This is a genomic window from Pseudomonas sp. VE 267-6A (assembly GCF_024126555.1).
GTDB classification, from domain to species: domain Bacteria; phylum Pseudomonadota; class Gammaproteobacteria; order Pseudomonadales; family Pseudomonadaceae; genus Aquipseudomonas; species Aquipseudomonas palmensis.
Genome location: NZ_JAMYBY010000003.1, coordinates 79,274 through 93,964 on the forward strand (window position 1 = coordinate 79,274; position 14,691 = coordinate 93,964).

Below are 14,691 nucleotides of genomic sequence, written 5' to 3' on the forward strand. Positions count from 1 at the left end.
GCCCCGCGAGGAGTTTGCATGAGCCTGCCCACCGCGTTTCTCGACTCGGTTGAACGCCTGATCCCCCGTGAGCGCCGCTTCGACGACCCCACGTCTACCCTGGCCTTCGGTACCGACGCCAGCTTCTACCGGCTGATCCCCAAGCTGGTGGTGCGCGTGGAAAGCGAAGACGAAGTGGTGGGCCTGCTCCAGCTGGCCCAGCGCGACCGCGTGCCGGTGACCTTCCGCGCCGCCGGCACCAGCCTGTCGGGCCAGGCCATCAGCGACTCGGTGCTGATCGTGCTGGGCGACAACTGGAACGGTCGCGAGATTCGCGAGCAAGGCCGGCAGATCCGCCTGCAACCTGGCGTGATCGGCGCCCAGGCCAACGCCTGGCTGGCGCCGTTCGGACGCAAGATCGGCCCCGACCCGGCGTCCATCAACGCCTGCAAGATCGGCGGCATCGTTGCCAACAACGCCAGTGGCATGTGCTGCGGCACCGCCCAGAACACCTACCACACCCTGGCCGGCCTGCGCCTGGTGCTGGCCGACGGTTCCCGCCTGGACAGCGAAGACCCGGCCAGCGTCGCGGCCTTCCAGAGCAGCCATGCCGACCTGCTCGAATCGCTCGCGCGCCTGGGCCGCGAGACCCGCGCCAACACCGAACTGGCCGCGAAAATCCGCCACAAGTACCGGCTCAAGAACACCACCGGCCTGTCGCTCAACGCGCTGGTCGACTACGACCAGCCACTGGACATCCTCAACCACCTGCTGGTGGGCTCCGAGGGCACCCTGGGCTTCATCAGCGCGGTTACCTACGACACCGTGATCGATCACCCGCACAAGGCGTCGGCGCTGATCGTGTTCCCGGACGTGGAAACCTGTTGCACCGCCGTCACCGTGCTGAAAAGCCAGCCGGTATCGGCCGTGGAACTGCTCGACCGGCGCAGCCTGCGCTCGGTGCAGGACAAGCCCGGCATGCCGGCCTTCGTGCAGCAGCTGTCCGAGGGTGCGTGCGCCCTGCTGATCGAGTCCCGCGCTGCCACCCAGACACTGCTGCACGAGCAGCTGGGCCTGATCATGGCCTCGCTGGCGCAATTTCCGGTAGAGAAACAGGTCGACTTCACCGAAGACGCCAAGGAAAACGCCAAGCTCTGGGCCATCCGCAAGGACACCTTCCCGGCCGTCGGCGCCGTGCGCAAGACCGGCACCACGGTCATCATCGAAGACGTGACCTTCCCGGTCGAGCAACTGGCCATCGGCGTCAACCGCCTGATCGAGCTGTTCGAGCGGCACCACTATGACGAAGCCATCCTGTTCGGCCATGCGCTGGAGGGCAACCTGCACTTCGTGTTCACCCAGGGTTTCAACAGTACCGAAGAGGTCGCCCGCTACCAGGCGTTCATGGACGACGTGGCGCACCTGGTGGCGGTCGAATTCGGCGGTTCACTCAAGGCCGAGCATGGCACCGGGCGCAACATGGCGCCGTTCGTCGAACTGGAATGGGGCCACGATGCCTACCAGCTGATGTGGACGCTCAAGCGCCTGCTCGACCCCAACGGTATCCTCAACCCGGATGTGGTGCTCAGCGACGACCCGCAGATCCACCTTAAAAACCTCAAGCCGTTGCCCGCCGCCGACGAGATCGTCGACAAGTGCATCGAGTGCGGCTTCTGCGAACCGGTATGCCCGTCCAAGGGGCTGACCCTGAGCCCGCGCCAGCGCATCGTGATGTGGCGCGACATCCAGGCCAAGAAGCACGCCGGGGTCGATACCACCGCGCTTGAACGCGACTACCAGTACCAGGGCATCGACACCTGCGCCGCCACCGGCTTGTGCGCCCAGCGCTGCCCGGTAGGCATCAACACCGGCGAACTGGTGAAGAAACTGCGCGCCCAGGCTGCCAGCCACGTGAAGACAGCCGACTGGCTGGCGGAGCATTTCCACACCGCGCTAAGCGGCGCCCGCCTCACCCTGCGCGCAGCCAACGGTGCCAGCCGCCTGTTGGGCGCGCCACGGCTGGCCCGCATCAGCCAGTCGTTGAGCAAAGCCAGCAACGGCCGCCTGCCGCTCTGGACGCCGGCCATGCCGCAGCCCCTGCAGCCCATCCAGTTCAGCCCGGCGAGCAACGATGCGCGGCCCCGCGTGGTGTACCTGGCGGCCTGCGTATCGCGCGTCATGGGCCCGGCCGCTGGCGATCGCGAACAGACCTCGCTGCTGGACAAGACCCGCGGCCTGCTGGAAAAGGCCGGCTACCAGGTGGTGTTCCCCGAGAACCAGGACAGCCTGTGCTGCGGTCAGCCGTTCGCCTCCAAGGGCTATGCCGAACAGGCCGAACACAAGCGCCAGGAACTGATCGGCGCGCTGCTGCATGCCAGCCGCGGCGGGCTCGACCCGATCTACTGCGACACCAGCCCGTGCACCTTGCGCCTGGTGCAGGACCTCAAGGACTCGCGCCTGGACCTGTATGACCCGGTGCGCTTCATCCGCACCCACCTGGTGGACAAGCTGGAGTTCACCCCGCAGGACGCACCCATTGCCGTGCACGTGACCTGCAGCACCCAGCACCTGGGCGAGAGCCAGGCGCTGATCGACCTGGCACGGCGTTGCAGCAAAGAGGTGGTGATACCCGAGGGCATCCACTGCTGCGGGTTCGCCGGCGACAAGGGCTTCACCACCCCCGAACTGAACGCACATTCACTGCGCAGCCTAAAGGACGCCGTGCAGTACTGCAGCGAAGGCATCTCCACCAGCCGCACCTGTGAAATCGGCTTGAGCGAGCATGGCGGCATCGACTATCACGGCCTGGTGTACCTGGTGGACCGGGTGACCAGAGCCAGGGCGCTGTGAGCCAAGGCGGCTCCTGCACACCGGCAGGAGCTGGCCTTGCCGGCGAACAGGCCATCTGCCACAACATCCGTCTGAACCCCTGGCATCGGCCGCAGTCCATGCAAATAGGCCCCTTATCCTGAGGCCTTCCCAGCCAAGGAGATTCACATGAAGCGTACTGCGATTACCGGACTGTTCCTCAGCGCCGCACTGCTAGCCTCGCCTGTGTTCGCGGCGGATAAAGACCTGTGTACCAGCAACCTGCAGAAGATCGACGACCAGATGGCAACCATGGGCGCGACATCCGAAGGGCTGGACGATGCGCTGAAGCAGCACGTGGCTGACGCCAAGGCCGCGCAGGCGGCGGGCAACGACAAGGATTGCATCACCATCAGCGCCAAGGTGCTGTCGCGCCTCGAGAAGACCGACAAGGGCGGCAACGGTCAGTAACCTCGGTGGGCGACCGGACCGGTAGTCGACGTCGCCCGACCGATGGCGTATACTCCGTCACATGCACCCGAAACGGTGCTAGCGCTAGAGCAGTAAAAAATGGGGCCGATTAGGATTCGACGCCGGTGATGAAACTCTAGGTGCATGCCGAGTTGGTAACAGAACTCGTAAATCCACTGTTGCAACTTTCTATAGTTGCCAATGACGAAAACTACGAGGGTTACGCTCTCGCTGCGTAAGCAGCCGAGCCCGCTCTCCTGGTAGCTTCGGCTCCAGCAATCACTAGGGGATGCCTGTAAACCCGAAGTGATTGTCATACAGAACAGGATCGTCGTGTAGCACGTTGGGGGCAAAGCGACTAAAACTTACCCAACTCGTCCAAAGCACCCTGCCCGTCGGGCGGCTGCGGATTAACTCAATAGACACGGCTAAGCATGTAGTACCGACAGCGGAGTACTGGCGGACGGGGGTTCAAATCCCCCCGGCTCCACCACTTAATCATCTAAAGACGTCCACGGACGTCTTTTTTTGTGCCTGAAATTCAGAAAAATCAAGAGTTTAAGCGCTATTGGGCTCCGTAGAGGTTTTCTGAGTTCCAGCCATTTGGGTATTCCAAATGGTATTCCAAGCCATCCGGTGCTATTTTTTGGAATACCAAAACGGTGTCAGAGGTAGCTCTCATGCCTGCTCTAGCCCTTCGCCTCTCCGACCGCCAGCTCAAGGCAGTCAAGGCAAAAGACAAGGATTACGTCCTCAGCGATGGTGACGGCCTCCAGCTCCGAGTCAGGAGCAACGGCTCGATGCTGTGGAACTTCAACTACCGCGAGCCGGTAACCAAGAACCGTATCAATATGGGGCTCGGCACGTACCCAGAGCTCTCACTAGCGAACGCCAGGAAAAAAGTGGCGGAAGCGCGCGAGCTGCTTGCACAAGGCATTGATCCCAAGGTGCAACGCAATGCACAGGACGAAGCCAAACGAGCGGAGACGGAACATACGTTCGAGAACGTGGCCACCGCCTGGTTCGAGCTGAAGAAGGACTCCGTCACGCCGGCGTACGCCGAAGACATTTGGCGATCGCTCACGCTGCATGTATTTCCAGACCTAAAATCAACGCCGCTCTCGAAAATTACCGCACCGATGGTCATCGAACTGCTTCGCCCAATCGAGGCCAAAGGCAGTCTCGAGACAGTGAAGCGACTGAGCCAACGGCTCAACGAGATCATGACCTACGGGGTAAACTCCGGGCTGATTTTCTCTAACCCCCTCAGTGGTATTCGAGCGGTATTCAAGAAGCCCAAGAAAGAGAACATGGCCGCGCTACGACCCGATGAGCTTTCCGAACTGATGATCGAAATCGCGAACGCCAGCATCAAGCGCACGACTCGCTGCCTAATCGAATGGCAGTTGCACACCATGACTCGTCCTGCCGAGGCGGCGACCACCCGATGGGCAGACATCAACTTCGAAAAACGCATCTGGACCATCCCGCCGGAGCGGATGAAGAAGCGCCGCCCGCACAGCATCCCGTTGACCGACCAAGCACTCGCACTACTGGAGACGCTCAAGTCCCACAGCGGCCATCGGGAATACGTGTTTCCGGCAGACAGAGATCCACGCACCCACGCCAATAGCCAGACCGCCAACATGGCGTTGAAACGCATGGGCTTCCAGGACCGCTTGGTCAGCCACGGCATGCGCTCCATGGCCAGCACCATCCTGAACGAGCATGGGTGGGATCCGGAGCTGATCGAAGTCGCGCTGGCGCATGTCGACAAGGACGAAGTCCGAAGTGCCTACAACCGAGCGGACTACATCGAACGCCGGCGTCCGATGATGGCTTGGTGGAGTGAGCACATCCAGAAAGCGGCCACTGGGAACCTGTCGGCATCGGCGATCAATCAAACCAGGGACCACAACGTCGTGCCTATACGGTGAGCGCTCACCGGACGCCGCCGGTAATCGAGAATGACTACCCAGATGGAGTGATGGTTGATTTGGCGACAGCGGCGACACCGGCGACAACCCGCGTAATACCTGGCCTGCAGCATGGCGACAGAAGTGGCAACTGTCGCCATGCTGCAGGTCTCGCTCCTGGGTCTTTTTCGGCCAAGCCCACGCGGGCGGGAAGGCTCCGCATTCCCGTCCTCGTGGGCTCACATTAAAAACGGACAAACGACCACCTAGCCAGGTGATGCCATCGACTTCCAAGGACATCCAGCGCTACCGTTTGGCTCAACAGTGGTCCCCAAAATACGGTTGACTGCGAGCAGAGCGAGCATTACACCAGAACCTTACAAGCGCTGTCCTCGACAGCCTCCAGGTAGCCAGATCCTTTGAGGCTACGCCACACCGTGGGGGTTCACCCCAAGTGCGATTCGCGCCCGGCAGCTCGCATAGTTACTCGCCAGATTGGTGGACACTTAGTAACCCGCTGGCTGCATTGACAACTCCCCCTCTCCTCGTATGATGGCCACTGGCCAATTACAGGGAAGTATCCGGGTATGACCGGTAAGTTTTCAGCCGAAATTGAAGCGTTCATCAGAACGTATGTGAAGGACATTGAGAATGGGGGGGCCGCTGTATTTGCCGGCGCAGGCCTCTCCAAAAGCTGCGGTTTCGTCAACTGGAGTGAGCTGCTCAGTGAGATCGCCGAAGAACTGGGTCTTAAGGTTGAGCTGGAGCACGACCTGATTTCGGTTGCGCAATACCATGTTAACCAGAAAAACAGCTCGAATGGCCTGGCCCGAAAAATCCTTGAAGAATTTTCGGAGCAGGCAGAACCCTCCGAAGCTCACGACATCATCTCGCGACTTCCGATCAGAACGTATTGGACAACCAACTACGACACTCTGATAGAAGATAGCCTCAAGCAGAACTACCGCGTCGCGGATATCAAACGCAAGACAGACGACCTAGTTACCACTCGCCCCAAGCGTGACGCCGTCGTTTACAAAATGCACGGTGACGTGTCGTCGCCAGGTGCTGCCATTCTCTATAAGTCTCAATACGAGAAATACCACAAGAGCCACGAAGCCTTTGTAACAACCCTGAGTGGGGATCTGATTTCTAAGACATTCCTGTTCATAGGCTTCAGTTTCACGGACCCCAACCTGGATTACGTGCTCAGTAGACTGCACGTGCCGGACGATTATCGGCGAACCCACTACTGCTTCCTTCGCAAGGAGCCTGCTGAGCTGCAAGGGAAGGAAGACGAAGAGTCCGCGAAGTATCGGCGACGCCGACAAGAGCACCATGTTCGCGACCTGCTGCGGTTTGGCATTCAGGCACTCCTGATCGACGATTACAATGAGATCCCGGTGATTTTGAAGGAGATCGAGAGCCGCTTCCTCAAGAAGACCATCTTCATTTCCGGTAGCGCCGAAGAGTATGGTGCCTGGGACAAGCAGGATGCCCTGAATTTCGTGCACTCGCTTTCTGCATCCTTGGTGAAAGGGGGTTACAGAGTCGTCAATGGATTTGGCTGGGGAATCGGGAGCGCAGTCATCAACGGTGCTCTCGATGCCATTTATTCCAAACCGGAAAAGTACTCAGAGGATCAACTCATCATGCGGCCGTTCCCGCAGGTGGCCTCAAATGGCAAAGACCTGCCCGATCTGTGGCATGAATACAGGCACCGCATGATTGGGCTTTCCGGCATAGCCCTCTTCATTTTCGGCAACAAGGTTAAGGACGGCAGCGTCGTTAACGCCGACGGCGTATATAAGGAGTTCAAAATTGCTCAGGAGAAAGGCGTCGTAGCAGTGCCCATTGGAACTACCGGTTACATGGCGAAGGCTCTGGCAGACGAGATGCTTGCGGATCCAGCTAACCACTTCGCCGATTATCCCTGGCTTGAAGCGGAGGTAGCGCAACTTGCGGACCCTGCAGCTAATCGGGCCAAAATCGAACGGCATGTTCTGTCCATCATTAAGAAACTTGGGGGTTAGGGATGAAACGCAAGGTTTTCTATAGCTTTCACTTCGACAACGATGTGATGCGAGTGCAGCAGATCCGCCGAATGGGTGCGCTGGAAGGCGATGAGCCCGTCAGCCCTAACACGTGGGAACAGATCAAACGCACTGAGCAAGGCGTGAAAAACTGGATCGACCAAAACCTGAACGGCAAATCTTGCTTAGTGGTGCTAATCGGCAGCCAGACCGCCTACCGTCCATGGGTCCAGTACGAAATCAAGCGAGCCTGGGAGCTGGGCAAGGCAGTGGTGGGCGTCCATATCCACCGCCTGAATTGCCCCCGCAATGGCTTCGGGACAATGGGGACCAACCCTTTCAATCAGTTCAGCTTCAAGAACAAAAGCGGCCAGATTGTTAAGCCCCTTGTGTATGAGCCCAACTATAGCGACGCCTATGGCGATATCAGGGACAACTTGGCGACCTGGATCGAAAACGCCATTAATCAGTAACCCAAACCAGAAGTACTTAATATGGCTTTTTTTACCAAAAGCGAGGCGCGTGCCGCTGCGGCAGGCGCTCGTGGATATCGCACTGCAAAAGCTGTTCTGACTGCGACAATGGAGAACTACAAATCGTACGAGGAGTTCGACATCTTCCTGTCACACTCCACCGACGATTCAGACCTTGTTCTGGGGGTGATGGTCCTGCTGCAAAAGCAGGGAATGCGCGTCTATGTGGACTGGGTTGTCGACCGGCAACTGGACCGCAGCTCGGTGGACAAGGAGACAGCTGCCATCCTCCGAGAGCGCATGAAGCACTCAAGATCCATGATGTATATCGCCACTGACAACTCTTCCAATTCGAAATGGATGCCCTGGGAGCTAGGGTTCTTCGACGGCCACAAGCCTGGCCGGGTAGCCATCCTTCCGCTGTTGGACTCTGAAAACCAGAGTTTCCAGGGACAAGAATATCTGGGTCTGTATCCGGTGGTTACCAAGTACGTAAAGGACCAAGTCATGAACCACTACGTCGAAGACCGCGGCAATAAGTGGAGTCATCTCGGCAGCTTTGCCCGCGGCGTGCCCACGTGGAACAGCTATTGATAACCCTCTCCCCCTTGTCTCGACATACCTGGTCCCCCGCATTGTTGCATGACACTCACGCGTCTTCGGACCATTATCAGCCTCGCTTTAGGTTTCCGCCCCCCCTGAGCATGGGAAGACTTCAAGTTCCCACGCTCAGGGGTTCACATTTAGAAAGACGACAAACGGCTAAGTGTCCAACCAGCATCACTAACGACCAATGCCTTCCAGCACCGCTGATTGGCGCAATGGACTGCGCACAACTCGGTTGACCCAGCCATACGCGGACGATAAAAAGAAGCCTCAAAGCGCTGCCATTGGCAGCACCCAGGTAGCCAGAACCTTTGAGGCTACGCCACATCGTGGTGGTTCACCCCAAGTGCGATTAGCGTCCGGCGGCTCGCACGGTCACAGCGATATGTGATGGATGCCTATTCTTTCAGAGCGCCCTCTGCGGCAACTCATACCCCTTCCTTTCTGCTCTGCAGCAACTTTCCGCTTGGCCAGTTCTTGCGCCAACCTTTTGCCCGTCTCTTTCCATCGAAAGAGACGGGCGCATCTCACACTGCTGCAGTCCTGCTCGCATGGGGCTTTGCCGCTTTCCCCCTAGTGACAATCGGCGTGACAAACACCGAATGCTCACCAGCAACAGCGATGCCGATCATGGTGCCGCAGCCCAAAAAATGGACTGCCCCTGACTGACAGTCAGGCATGCCCCAGTGACCGTCTCGCTGCCTTCACCCGACTCAGGATCTCGCGGCACCGGTCTCGTCATCCAGTGCAGCCTCCACCCGCCCACTTCTGCGGAAGTGTTCAGGAGGCCAGATCATGAAATGCCCAAGCTCCCGGCCGTAAGGAGCCGTCAGTCCCGCGTCAGTGGACAAACCTCACAGGTCGCAGGGGCCTTGATCCCTGATAACACTCAACAACCGTGGCGGGATGAGTGAGGAGGAAGTCGATAACCTCAGGAGAAGTGCGATGCAACTGTGCGAAGCGTTTGAGCCCCCACAACCCTTGCTGGAATACCAGCAGACGCCACTGCCCTACCCGGTCGAAGCACTCGGGGAACTGTTGGGCCCTGCGGTCGAACGACTGGCCGAGGTGATCGGCGTGCCCTGCGCCATGGCCGCTCAATCGGTGCTGGCCAGCGCTGCCCTAGTGAGCCAGGGCCATGCCAATGCCCAACTCGACGGTCGAACCTATCCGCTGTCCCTCTACCTACTGACGGTGGCGTCTTCGGGTGATCGCAAAAGCGCGGTGGATCACCTAGCACTGAAGGCGGCGCGCGAGTGGGAACGACAGCAGTGGACCCTGTATGCGGAAAAGCTCAAAGCCTATCGCGCCGCTACCAGCATCATGGCCAAACCCAAAACCTCAAAGACAACCTCCGGGGCGGAAGGCGACGAGCTGTCCGAGCCGGTAGCACCGAGACTGATCATTGCCGAGCCCACCATTGAGGCTCTGGTCAAAAGCCTGTGCCATGGCTTGCCCAGCATGGGCTTGTTCAATGATGAAGGTGGCCAGTTCTTGGGCAGCAGCACCATGAGCAAAGAGAATCTGCTCAAGGCAATCACCACCTTGTCGATGCTGTGGGATGGCAGCCCGATCGACCGGGCCCGCTCCATGGCCGGAGAAAGCCTGCGCGCCTATGACCGCCGCCTCAGCCTGCATCTGATGCTGCAGCCCTACCTGGCCAACCAGATTTTCAAAGACCCGGTGATCAATGGCCAAGGCATCCTCGGCCGTTGCCTGATCAGTTGGCCTGAGCGCCTGGCCGGCCAGCGACTCTACAATGCGATCGACCTGACCCGAGATGCCAAAGTCCAACACTACCAACAGCGGATCACCGCCCTGCTGCAACAGCCCTGGTCGCTTCACCAGGATGGCTCACTCAATCCCGCCACACTGGAGCTGACTCCCCGCGCCCGTCGGGCCTGGATCGATATTCACGACACCATCGAATGCCAGTCCGGCGAGTTCGGCGAGCTGGCCGGCGTCCAGCCTGTCGCGAGCAAGGCGGCGGCGAATGTACTGCGTATCGCGGGCGTGCTGGCCATGGTTGAAGAGGCCAGTGCGTTGGACGAAGCACACATCCAGCGCGCCTCCACGCTGATGGATTACTACCTGGCCGAGATTCAGCGCCTGACTGAACTGGAGCCGATCAATAGCCGATGCGAAGAGGCGGATCGGCTGCTGCGCTGGCTGGTGCAGAAAGGCTGGACCCACTTCACCGTCCGCGACGTCAATCGCAACGGCCCTCGTTTTGCCCGCAAGAGCGCTGACCATACTGCCTCTTTATTGGTCGTGCTGATCACTCATCGCTGGCTGACTAGCCGCGACGGAAAAACTTTCGAGGTGCGCCATGTTTCGCCTCAATGACGCCGTGCGCCACTACCAGGCGCAACATCAATCGCCGCCAGAATCGCGACGTGTCGCCGCTGCTGTCGCCACCCTGTCGCCACGCGCCAGGCCAGAAACGACGCGGGTTGTCGCCACTGTCGCCGCTGTCGCCACACCACCTCTGGAGCCTACCCACCTCGCCCTGCTGATCGAGCAACTGCGTGAGGAAGGGGCAGTGCTGCAACACCACGAGAACACCCTCCTGATCCGCCCGACCCACTGGCGGCAGGTGGACAGGCTCAGCCCTCACTGGAAAGCCTTGCTGCTTTGTCTGCAAACCAACGAAAACGGTGATGACGATGACCTTGATTAGTCGGCGTGAGGGTCGCAACTTTGGCTATGGCCGCCAGCTGAGCTATGCCGGCCGACAAGCGCTCAAGGATTTGTTTGCCGACGGCCACTTCGCCACGGTCAAAGCGCATAGCGATCGCTGGCAGGCGTTCGCGCGTTGGTGTCGATCAGAGGACGGCCCCGGTTACAACGATGCGCGCCAGATCGATCGACAGACGCTGCACGACTACGCCGCGTACCTGCGCCAGCAGATCCAGCAAGGTGAACTCTGCATCGCTACCGCGCAGAACCGCCTAAGCAGCGTCAACCGCACCCTCGCCGCGCTGCGCGGTGATCAGGACGTGAGGATCGCCAGCCCGAGTCAGGCGTTGGGACAGAAGCGCTCGACCGTACGCACCCGCGCGCCGGATGGCCAAGACCACCAACAGGTGCGGCGAGTACTAGAGGCGCTGGGCGAACAGCAACACGAGCGGGTGGCCGCGATTGTCCTGTTAGCCCGAACAACCGGTATGCGCCTTCGCGAAGCAATCCTGGCGGACCTGCCACGATTGCACCGAGAAGCCGAACACTTAGGCCGCATCAACATTCAGGACGGCACCAAAGGCGGCCGCTCAGGGGCATCATCGCCGCGATGGGTTGAGGCCAATGAAGCGGTGAAGGCGGCGCTGCAGCTCGCTCGTCATGCGTCGCCGCCCCGCAGCCGCAACTTGCTGGCCCGAGACGAAACCTACGCCGCGTTTCTGCATCGGGCTGTACTCCCCGCCCGTGAAACGCTGCATGAACACGGGCTGAAGGGTTTCCATGAACTGCGAGCGGCCTACGCCTGCGAACGTTACGAGCAGCTCACGGGCCATGCCGACCCGGTCAATGGGGGTCACTGCTATCGCATTGACCGCGACCTGGATCAACAGGCGCGGCAACAAATCAGCCTTGAGCTCGGCCATAACCGGATTGATGTGGTTTCGGCCTACATTGGTGGTCGAGCGTGACCAAGCCCTTCGATATGACGCTGTTCCTGAGCGGCGTACTGACCGGATCGAAGGTCACGCAGCAACGCCACCTACGGCAAGCCCGAGCCATGCAAGCGGCCATTCAACAACGATGGCAACGCGATAATCCCTGGACCTGGCAGCTCAAGCATGTGCGCTGGTTTCTCACTCAGCACCTGAAAGAACATTCCGACGCCAGCCGGTATTACTATCGGCTCACTGCTCTATTGGTTTGGAAGCGATTAGGGAGTGACCGGCAATTGCTGATGGATAGCTCGAATCGTGAGTAGGCAGCCTTCCAGGCTCACTTGCCCGCCTTCATCTATCTCAGATATCTCAGCGCGGACAACCTCTTGCTGACGAACCTGCTCGAAGCACACGCGGCAACGGCAAAAAACGGCCACAAGCGGACGCCAGGAGATGACCACAAAACCAGAAGCGATGCGCGCCCGAATACTTCGCCCCCCTTTCATGCCTTAGCTCACCATTGAATATTGCAATAGTGCGTTTTGGCTGGCACACGCTCGCGGAACTTGGAATACTCCTGTTCATAGCGCATAGCCCACTTTGAATCCCTTAAGCAGAACCCATGACCAAAGAGCAGTTACAGAAACTCGAAGCCGACCTCTGGCGCGCCGCTGATAACCTGCGCGCCAATTCCGACCTCAAGGCCAGCGAATACTCCACCCCGGTACTGGGACTGATCTTCCTAAAGTTCGCCGACAACAAGTTCAAGCAGCACGAGAAGGCCATTCACCGCGACTTCCTCGCCTACAAGGACACCCGCCTGGAGAAATCCCTGGCCGATATCGCCATCGAGAAGTGCGGCTTCTACCTGCCCGACCACGCCCGTTACGACTACCTGCTCAACCTAGAAGACAGCAAGGACATCGCCAAGGCCATCAATGAGGCGATGAAGGCCATCGAGGAGTACAAGCCCGAGCTACAGGGCGTGCTGCCCCAGGATGAATACTTCCGCCTCACCCGCTCGGCGCAGAACAAGGGCATCCCCAAGGAACTGCTACGTACCTTCAACGACATTCCACAGAATGCTACTGGCGACATCTTCGGCCAGATCTACGAATACTTTCTCGCCGAGTTCGCCCTCTCCGAAGGCCAGGGCGGCGGTGAGTTCTTCACCCCGCGCTCGGTGGTCAAGCTGATGGTGGAAATCATCGAGCCCCACGGCGGCAAGGTTTATGACCCGGCCTGCGGTTCGGCGGGTATGTTTGTGCAGTCCGCGCAGTTTATCGAGCAGCACCGTGCCGATGCCCATCACGGTAACGACGGCGATATCTACGTCTACGGCCAGGAAAAGACCCTGGAAACCGTCAAGCTGGCCAAGATGAATCTGGCGGTCAACGGCCTGCGCGGCACCATCAAGCAGGCCAACAGTTACTACGAAGATCCGCACAACAGCTTCGGCCAGTTCGACTACGTAATGGCCAATCCGCCGTTCAACGTCGACGACGTATCCCTGGCCACGGTGGAAAACGACCGCCGCTTCAACACCTACGGCATCCCGCGCAATAAATCCAAAGCCAAGAAGGGCGAAGAAGGTAAAGAGACCGTCCCCAATGGCAACTACCTGTGGATCAACCTGTTCGCCACATCACTCACACCCAAGGGCCGCGCCGCGCTGGTGATGGCAAATTCGGCCTCCGACGCCCGCCATTCTGAAGCTGAGATTCGCAAGACGCTAATCGAAAATAACCTGATCTACGCCATGCTCAGCTTGCCGTCGAACCTTTTCTACACCGTCACCCTGCCGGCCACTCTGTGGTTCTTCGACAAGGCCAAACAGGACAAGCGCATTCTGTTTATCGACGCACGCAACATATTCACCCAGCTCACCCGCTCCCTGCGCGAACTCAACGACGAGCAATTGCAGAACATCGCTATCATCAGCAAGTTGCATCGCGGCCAGCGTAATGAGTTCGTGCGCTTGGTCGACAGTTACTTTGCCGCTGGTGTGGCGCGCCTGGTGGAAAACCAGCCGCATATCCAGCCATTGTCCGAGCAATTGCTGGATATGCTGCAAGAAGCCGAAGGCCGGGCAGCGGTGCAAGACCTACGCGAACAGTGGGTCGAGCTGAAACCGCTGCAGGATGCCTATACCGCTTACCAGGCCATGCACCTGGACGATGCCGACGTGGATGCTAAGAACCAGGCCCAGCATGCCCTGCGCGAAACCTTCGATCCCTTCTTCGCCGGCCTGCATGCCAACCTGAAACGTCTGGACAAGGCCGTGCGCCAGCACGAAAAGCGCCTGGCCGAAGCCGCCAAGGCCGAAGGAAAGCGCGGCAGCACCGACCGCGAAACAAAAGCGCTAAAAACTGCTCTGGAAAAACTGCATGGAGAAGTAAAAGGTGCGGAAAACTACTTCCAGCATATCCACTGGCTGCAAGAGCGTTTTCCCGCCGCCCAGTACGAAGACGTCACCGGCCTGTGCAAACTGGCCACTCCGGAAGATGTGAAAGAGCAGGACTACTCGCTCAACCCCGGCCGCTATGTCGGCGTGGTCATCGAGGAAGACGGAAAGACCGAAGAGGAATTTATCGAAGGTCTGCTGGCCATGAACGACGAGCTGACCCGCCTCAATGGCGAAGCCCGTGAGCTGGAAGCTGTGATAGCCCACAATATCCGCCAACTGACTGGCGAGGCCTGAGTGCAGCTGCCAGTCTTGGGTCGTAGCCACAAGGAGCGTTACCGATGAACATGTCAAAAACAACGCCAATGTCCACGCGCTGCTGAGTGA

The 14,691-nt window shown here is 59.3% G+C and carries 11 protein-coding genes and 1 other RNA gene; all 12 read left to right on the plus strand.

Going from position 1 to position 14,691, the window contains the following annotated elements; genetic code table 11:
* The first annotated feature begins 18 nt into the window (after positions 1-18).
* Positions 19-2,829: an FAD-binding and (Fe-S)-binding domain-containing protein gene (locus NJH59_RS03840; protein ID WP_253086411.1), complete on the plus strand. Its 2,811-nt coding sequence runs from the start codon at positions 19-21 to the stop codon at positions 2,827-2,829.
* A 147-nt stretch (positions 2,830-2,976) separates the two neighbouring features.
* Positions 2,977-3,258 (plus strand): hypothetical protein, encoded by a 282-nt coding sequence (locus tag NJH59_RS03845; RefSeq protein WP_043863844.1) that lies wholly within the window; start codon positions 2,977-2,979, stop codon positions 3,256-3,258.
* A gap of 101 nt (positions 3,259-3,359) precedes the next feature.
* Positions 3,360-3,751: a transfer-messenger RNA gene (ssrA, locus tag NJH59_RS03850) on the plus strand.
* Positions 3,752-3,938: 187 nt separating this feature from the next.
* On the plus strand, positions 3,939-5,195 hold the full coding sequence (locus tag NJH59_RS03855) for an integrase domain-containing protein (protein ID WP_253086412.1): 1,257 nt from the start codon (positions 3,939-3,941) through the stop codon (positions 5,193-5,195).
* A gap of 566 nt (positions 5,196-5,761) precedes the next feature.
* Positions 5,762-7,207, plus strand: coding sequence for an SIR2 family protein (locus NJH59_RS03860; RefSeq protein ID WP_253086413.1), 1,446 nt, complete (start codon positions 5,762-5,764; stop codon positions 7,205-7,207).
* Positions 7,208-7,209: 2 nt separating this feature from the next.
* A complete protein-coding gene (locus NJH59_RS03865) occupies positions 7,210-7,680 on the plus strand; it encodes a TIR domain-containing protein (RefSeq protein WP_253086414.1) in 471 nt (156 codons plus the stop codon).
* 21 nt (positions 7,681-7,701) lie between these two features.
* A complete protein-coding gene (locus tag NJH59_RS03870; protein ID WP_253086415.1) occupies positions 7,702-8,274 on the plus strand; it encodes a TIR domain-containing protein in 573 nt (190 codons plus the stop codon).
* A 957-nt stretch (positions 8,275-9,231) separates the two neighbouring features.
* Complete coding sequence (locus NJH59_RS03875; RefSeq protein ID WP_253086416.1) at positions 9,232-10,632, plus strand: YfjI family protein; 1,401 nt, start codon at positions 9,232-9,234, stop codon at positions 10,630-10,632.
* Positions 10,616-10,966, plus strand: coding sequence for a hypothetical protein (locus NJH59_RS03880; RefSeq protein WP_253086417.1), 351 nt, complete (start codon positions 10,616-10,618; stop codon positions 10,964-10,966). Before NJH59_RS03875 ends, NJH59_RS03880 begins: the two co-directional genes overlap by 17 nt.
* Entirely contained in the window at positions 10,953-11,933 is a 981-nt protein-coding gene (locus NJH59_RS03885; RefSeq protein ID WP_253086479.1) for an integrase domain-containing protein, read from the plus strand. Before NJH59_RS03880 ends, NJH59_RS03885 begins: the two co-directional genes overlap by 14 nt.
* Positions 11,930-12,223, plus strand: a complete 294-nt coding sequence (locus NJH59_RS03890; RefSeq protein ID WP_253086418.1) for a hypothetical protein — start codon at positions 11,930-11,932, stop codon at positions 12,221-12,223. The genes NJH59_RS03885 and NJH59_RS03890 overlap by 4 nt, the downstream gene beginning before the upstream one ends.
* 299 nt (positions 12,224-12,522) lie before the next feature.
* Positions 12,523-14,601, plus strand: coding sequence for a class I SAM-dependent DNA methyltransferase (locus NJH59_RS03895; RefSeq protein ID WP_253086419.1), 2,079 nt, complete (start codon positions 12,523-12,525; stop codon positions 14,599-14,601).
* Positions 14,602-14,691 lie beyond the last annotated feature (90 nt).

Excerpts from the sequence above, each read along its gene's own strand:
- NJH59_RS03840 (WP_253086411.1), top strand. The coding sequence starts at position 19 with ATGAGCCTGCCCACCGCGTTTCTCGACTCGGTTGAACGCCTGATCCCC.
- NJH59_RS03845 (WP_043863844.1), top strand. The coding sequence starts at position 2,977 with ATGAAGCGTACTGCGATTACCGGACTGTTCCTCAGCGCCGCACTGCTA.
- NJH59_RS03855 (WP_253086412.1), top strand. The coding sequence starts at position 3,939 with ATGCCTGCTCTAGCCCTTCGCCTCTCCGACCGCCAGCTCAAGGCAGTC.
- NJH59_RS03860 (WP_253086413.1), top strand. The coding sequence starts at position 5,762 with ATGACCGGTAAGTTTTCAGCCGAAATTGAAGCGTTCATCAGAACGTAT.
- NJH59_RS03865 (WP_253086414.1), top strand. The coding sequence starts at position 7,210 with ATGAAACGCAAGGTTTTCTATAGCTTTCACTTCGACAACGATGTGATG.
- NJH59_RS03870 (WP_253086415.1), top strand. The coding sequence starts at position 7,702 with ATGGCTTTTTTTACCAAAAGCGAGGCGCGTGCCGCTGCGGCAGGCGCT.
- NJH59_RS03875 (WP_253086416.1), top strand. The coding sequence starts at position 9,232 with ATGCAACTGTGCGAAGCGTTTGAGCCCCCACAACCCTTGCTGGAATAC.
- NJH59_RS03880 (WP_253086417.1), top strand. The coding sequence starts at position 10,616 with ATGTTTCGCCTCAATGACGCCGTGCGCCACTACCAGGCGCAACATCAA.
- NJH59_RS03885 (WP_253086479.1), top strand. The coding sequence starts at position 10,953 with ATGACCTTGATTAGTCGGCGTGAGGGTCGCAACTTTGGCTATGGCCGC.
- NJH59_RS03895 (WP_253086419.1), top strand. The coding sequence starts at position 12,523 with ATGACCAAAGAGCAGTTACAGAAACTCGAAGCCGACCTCTGGCGCGCC.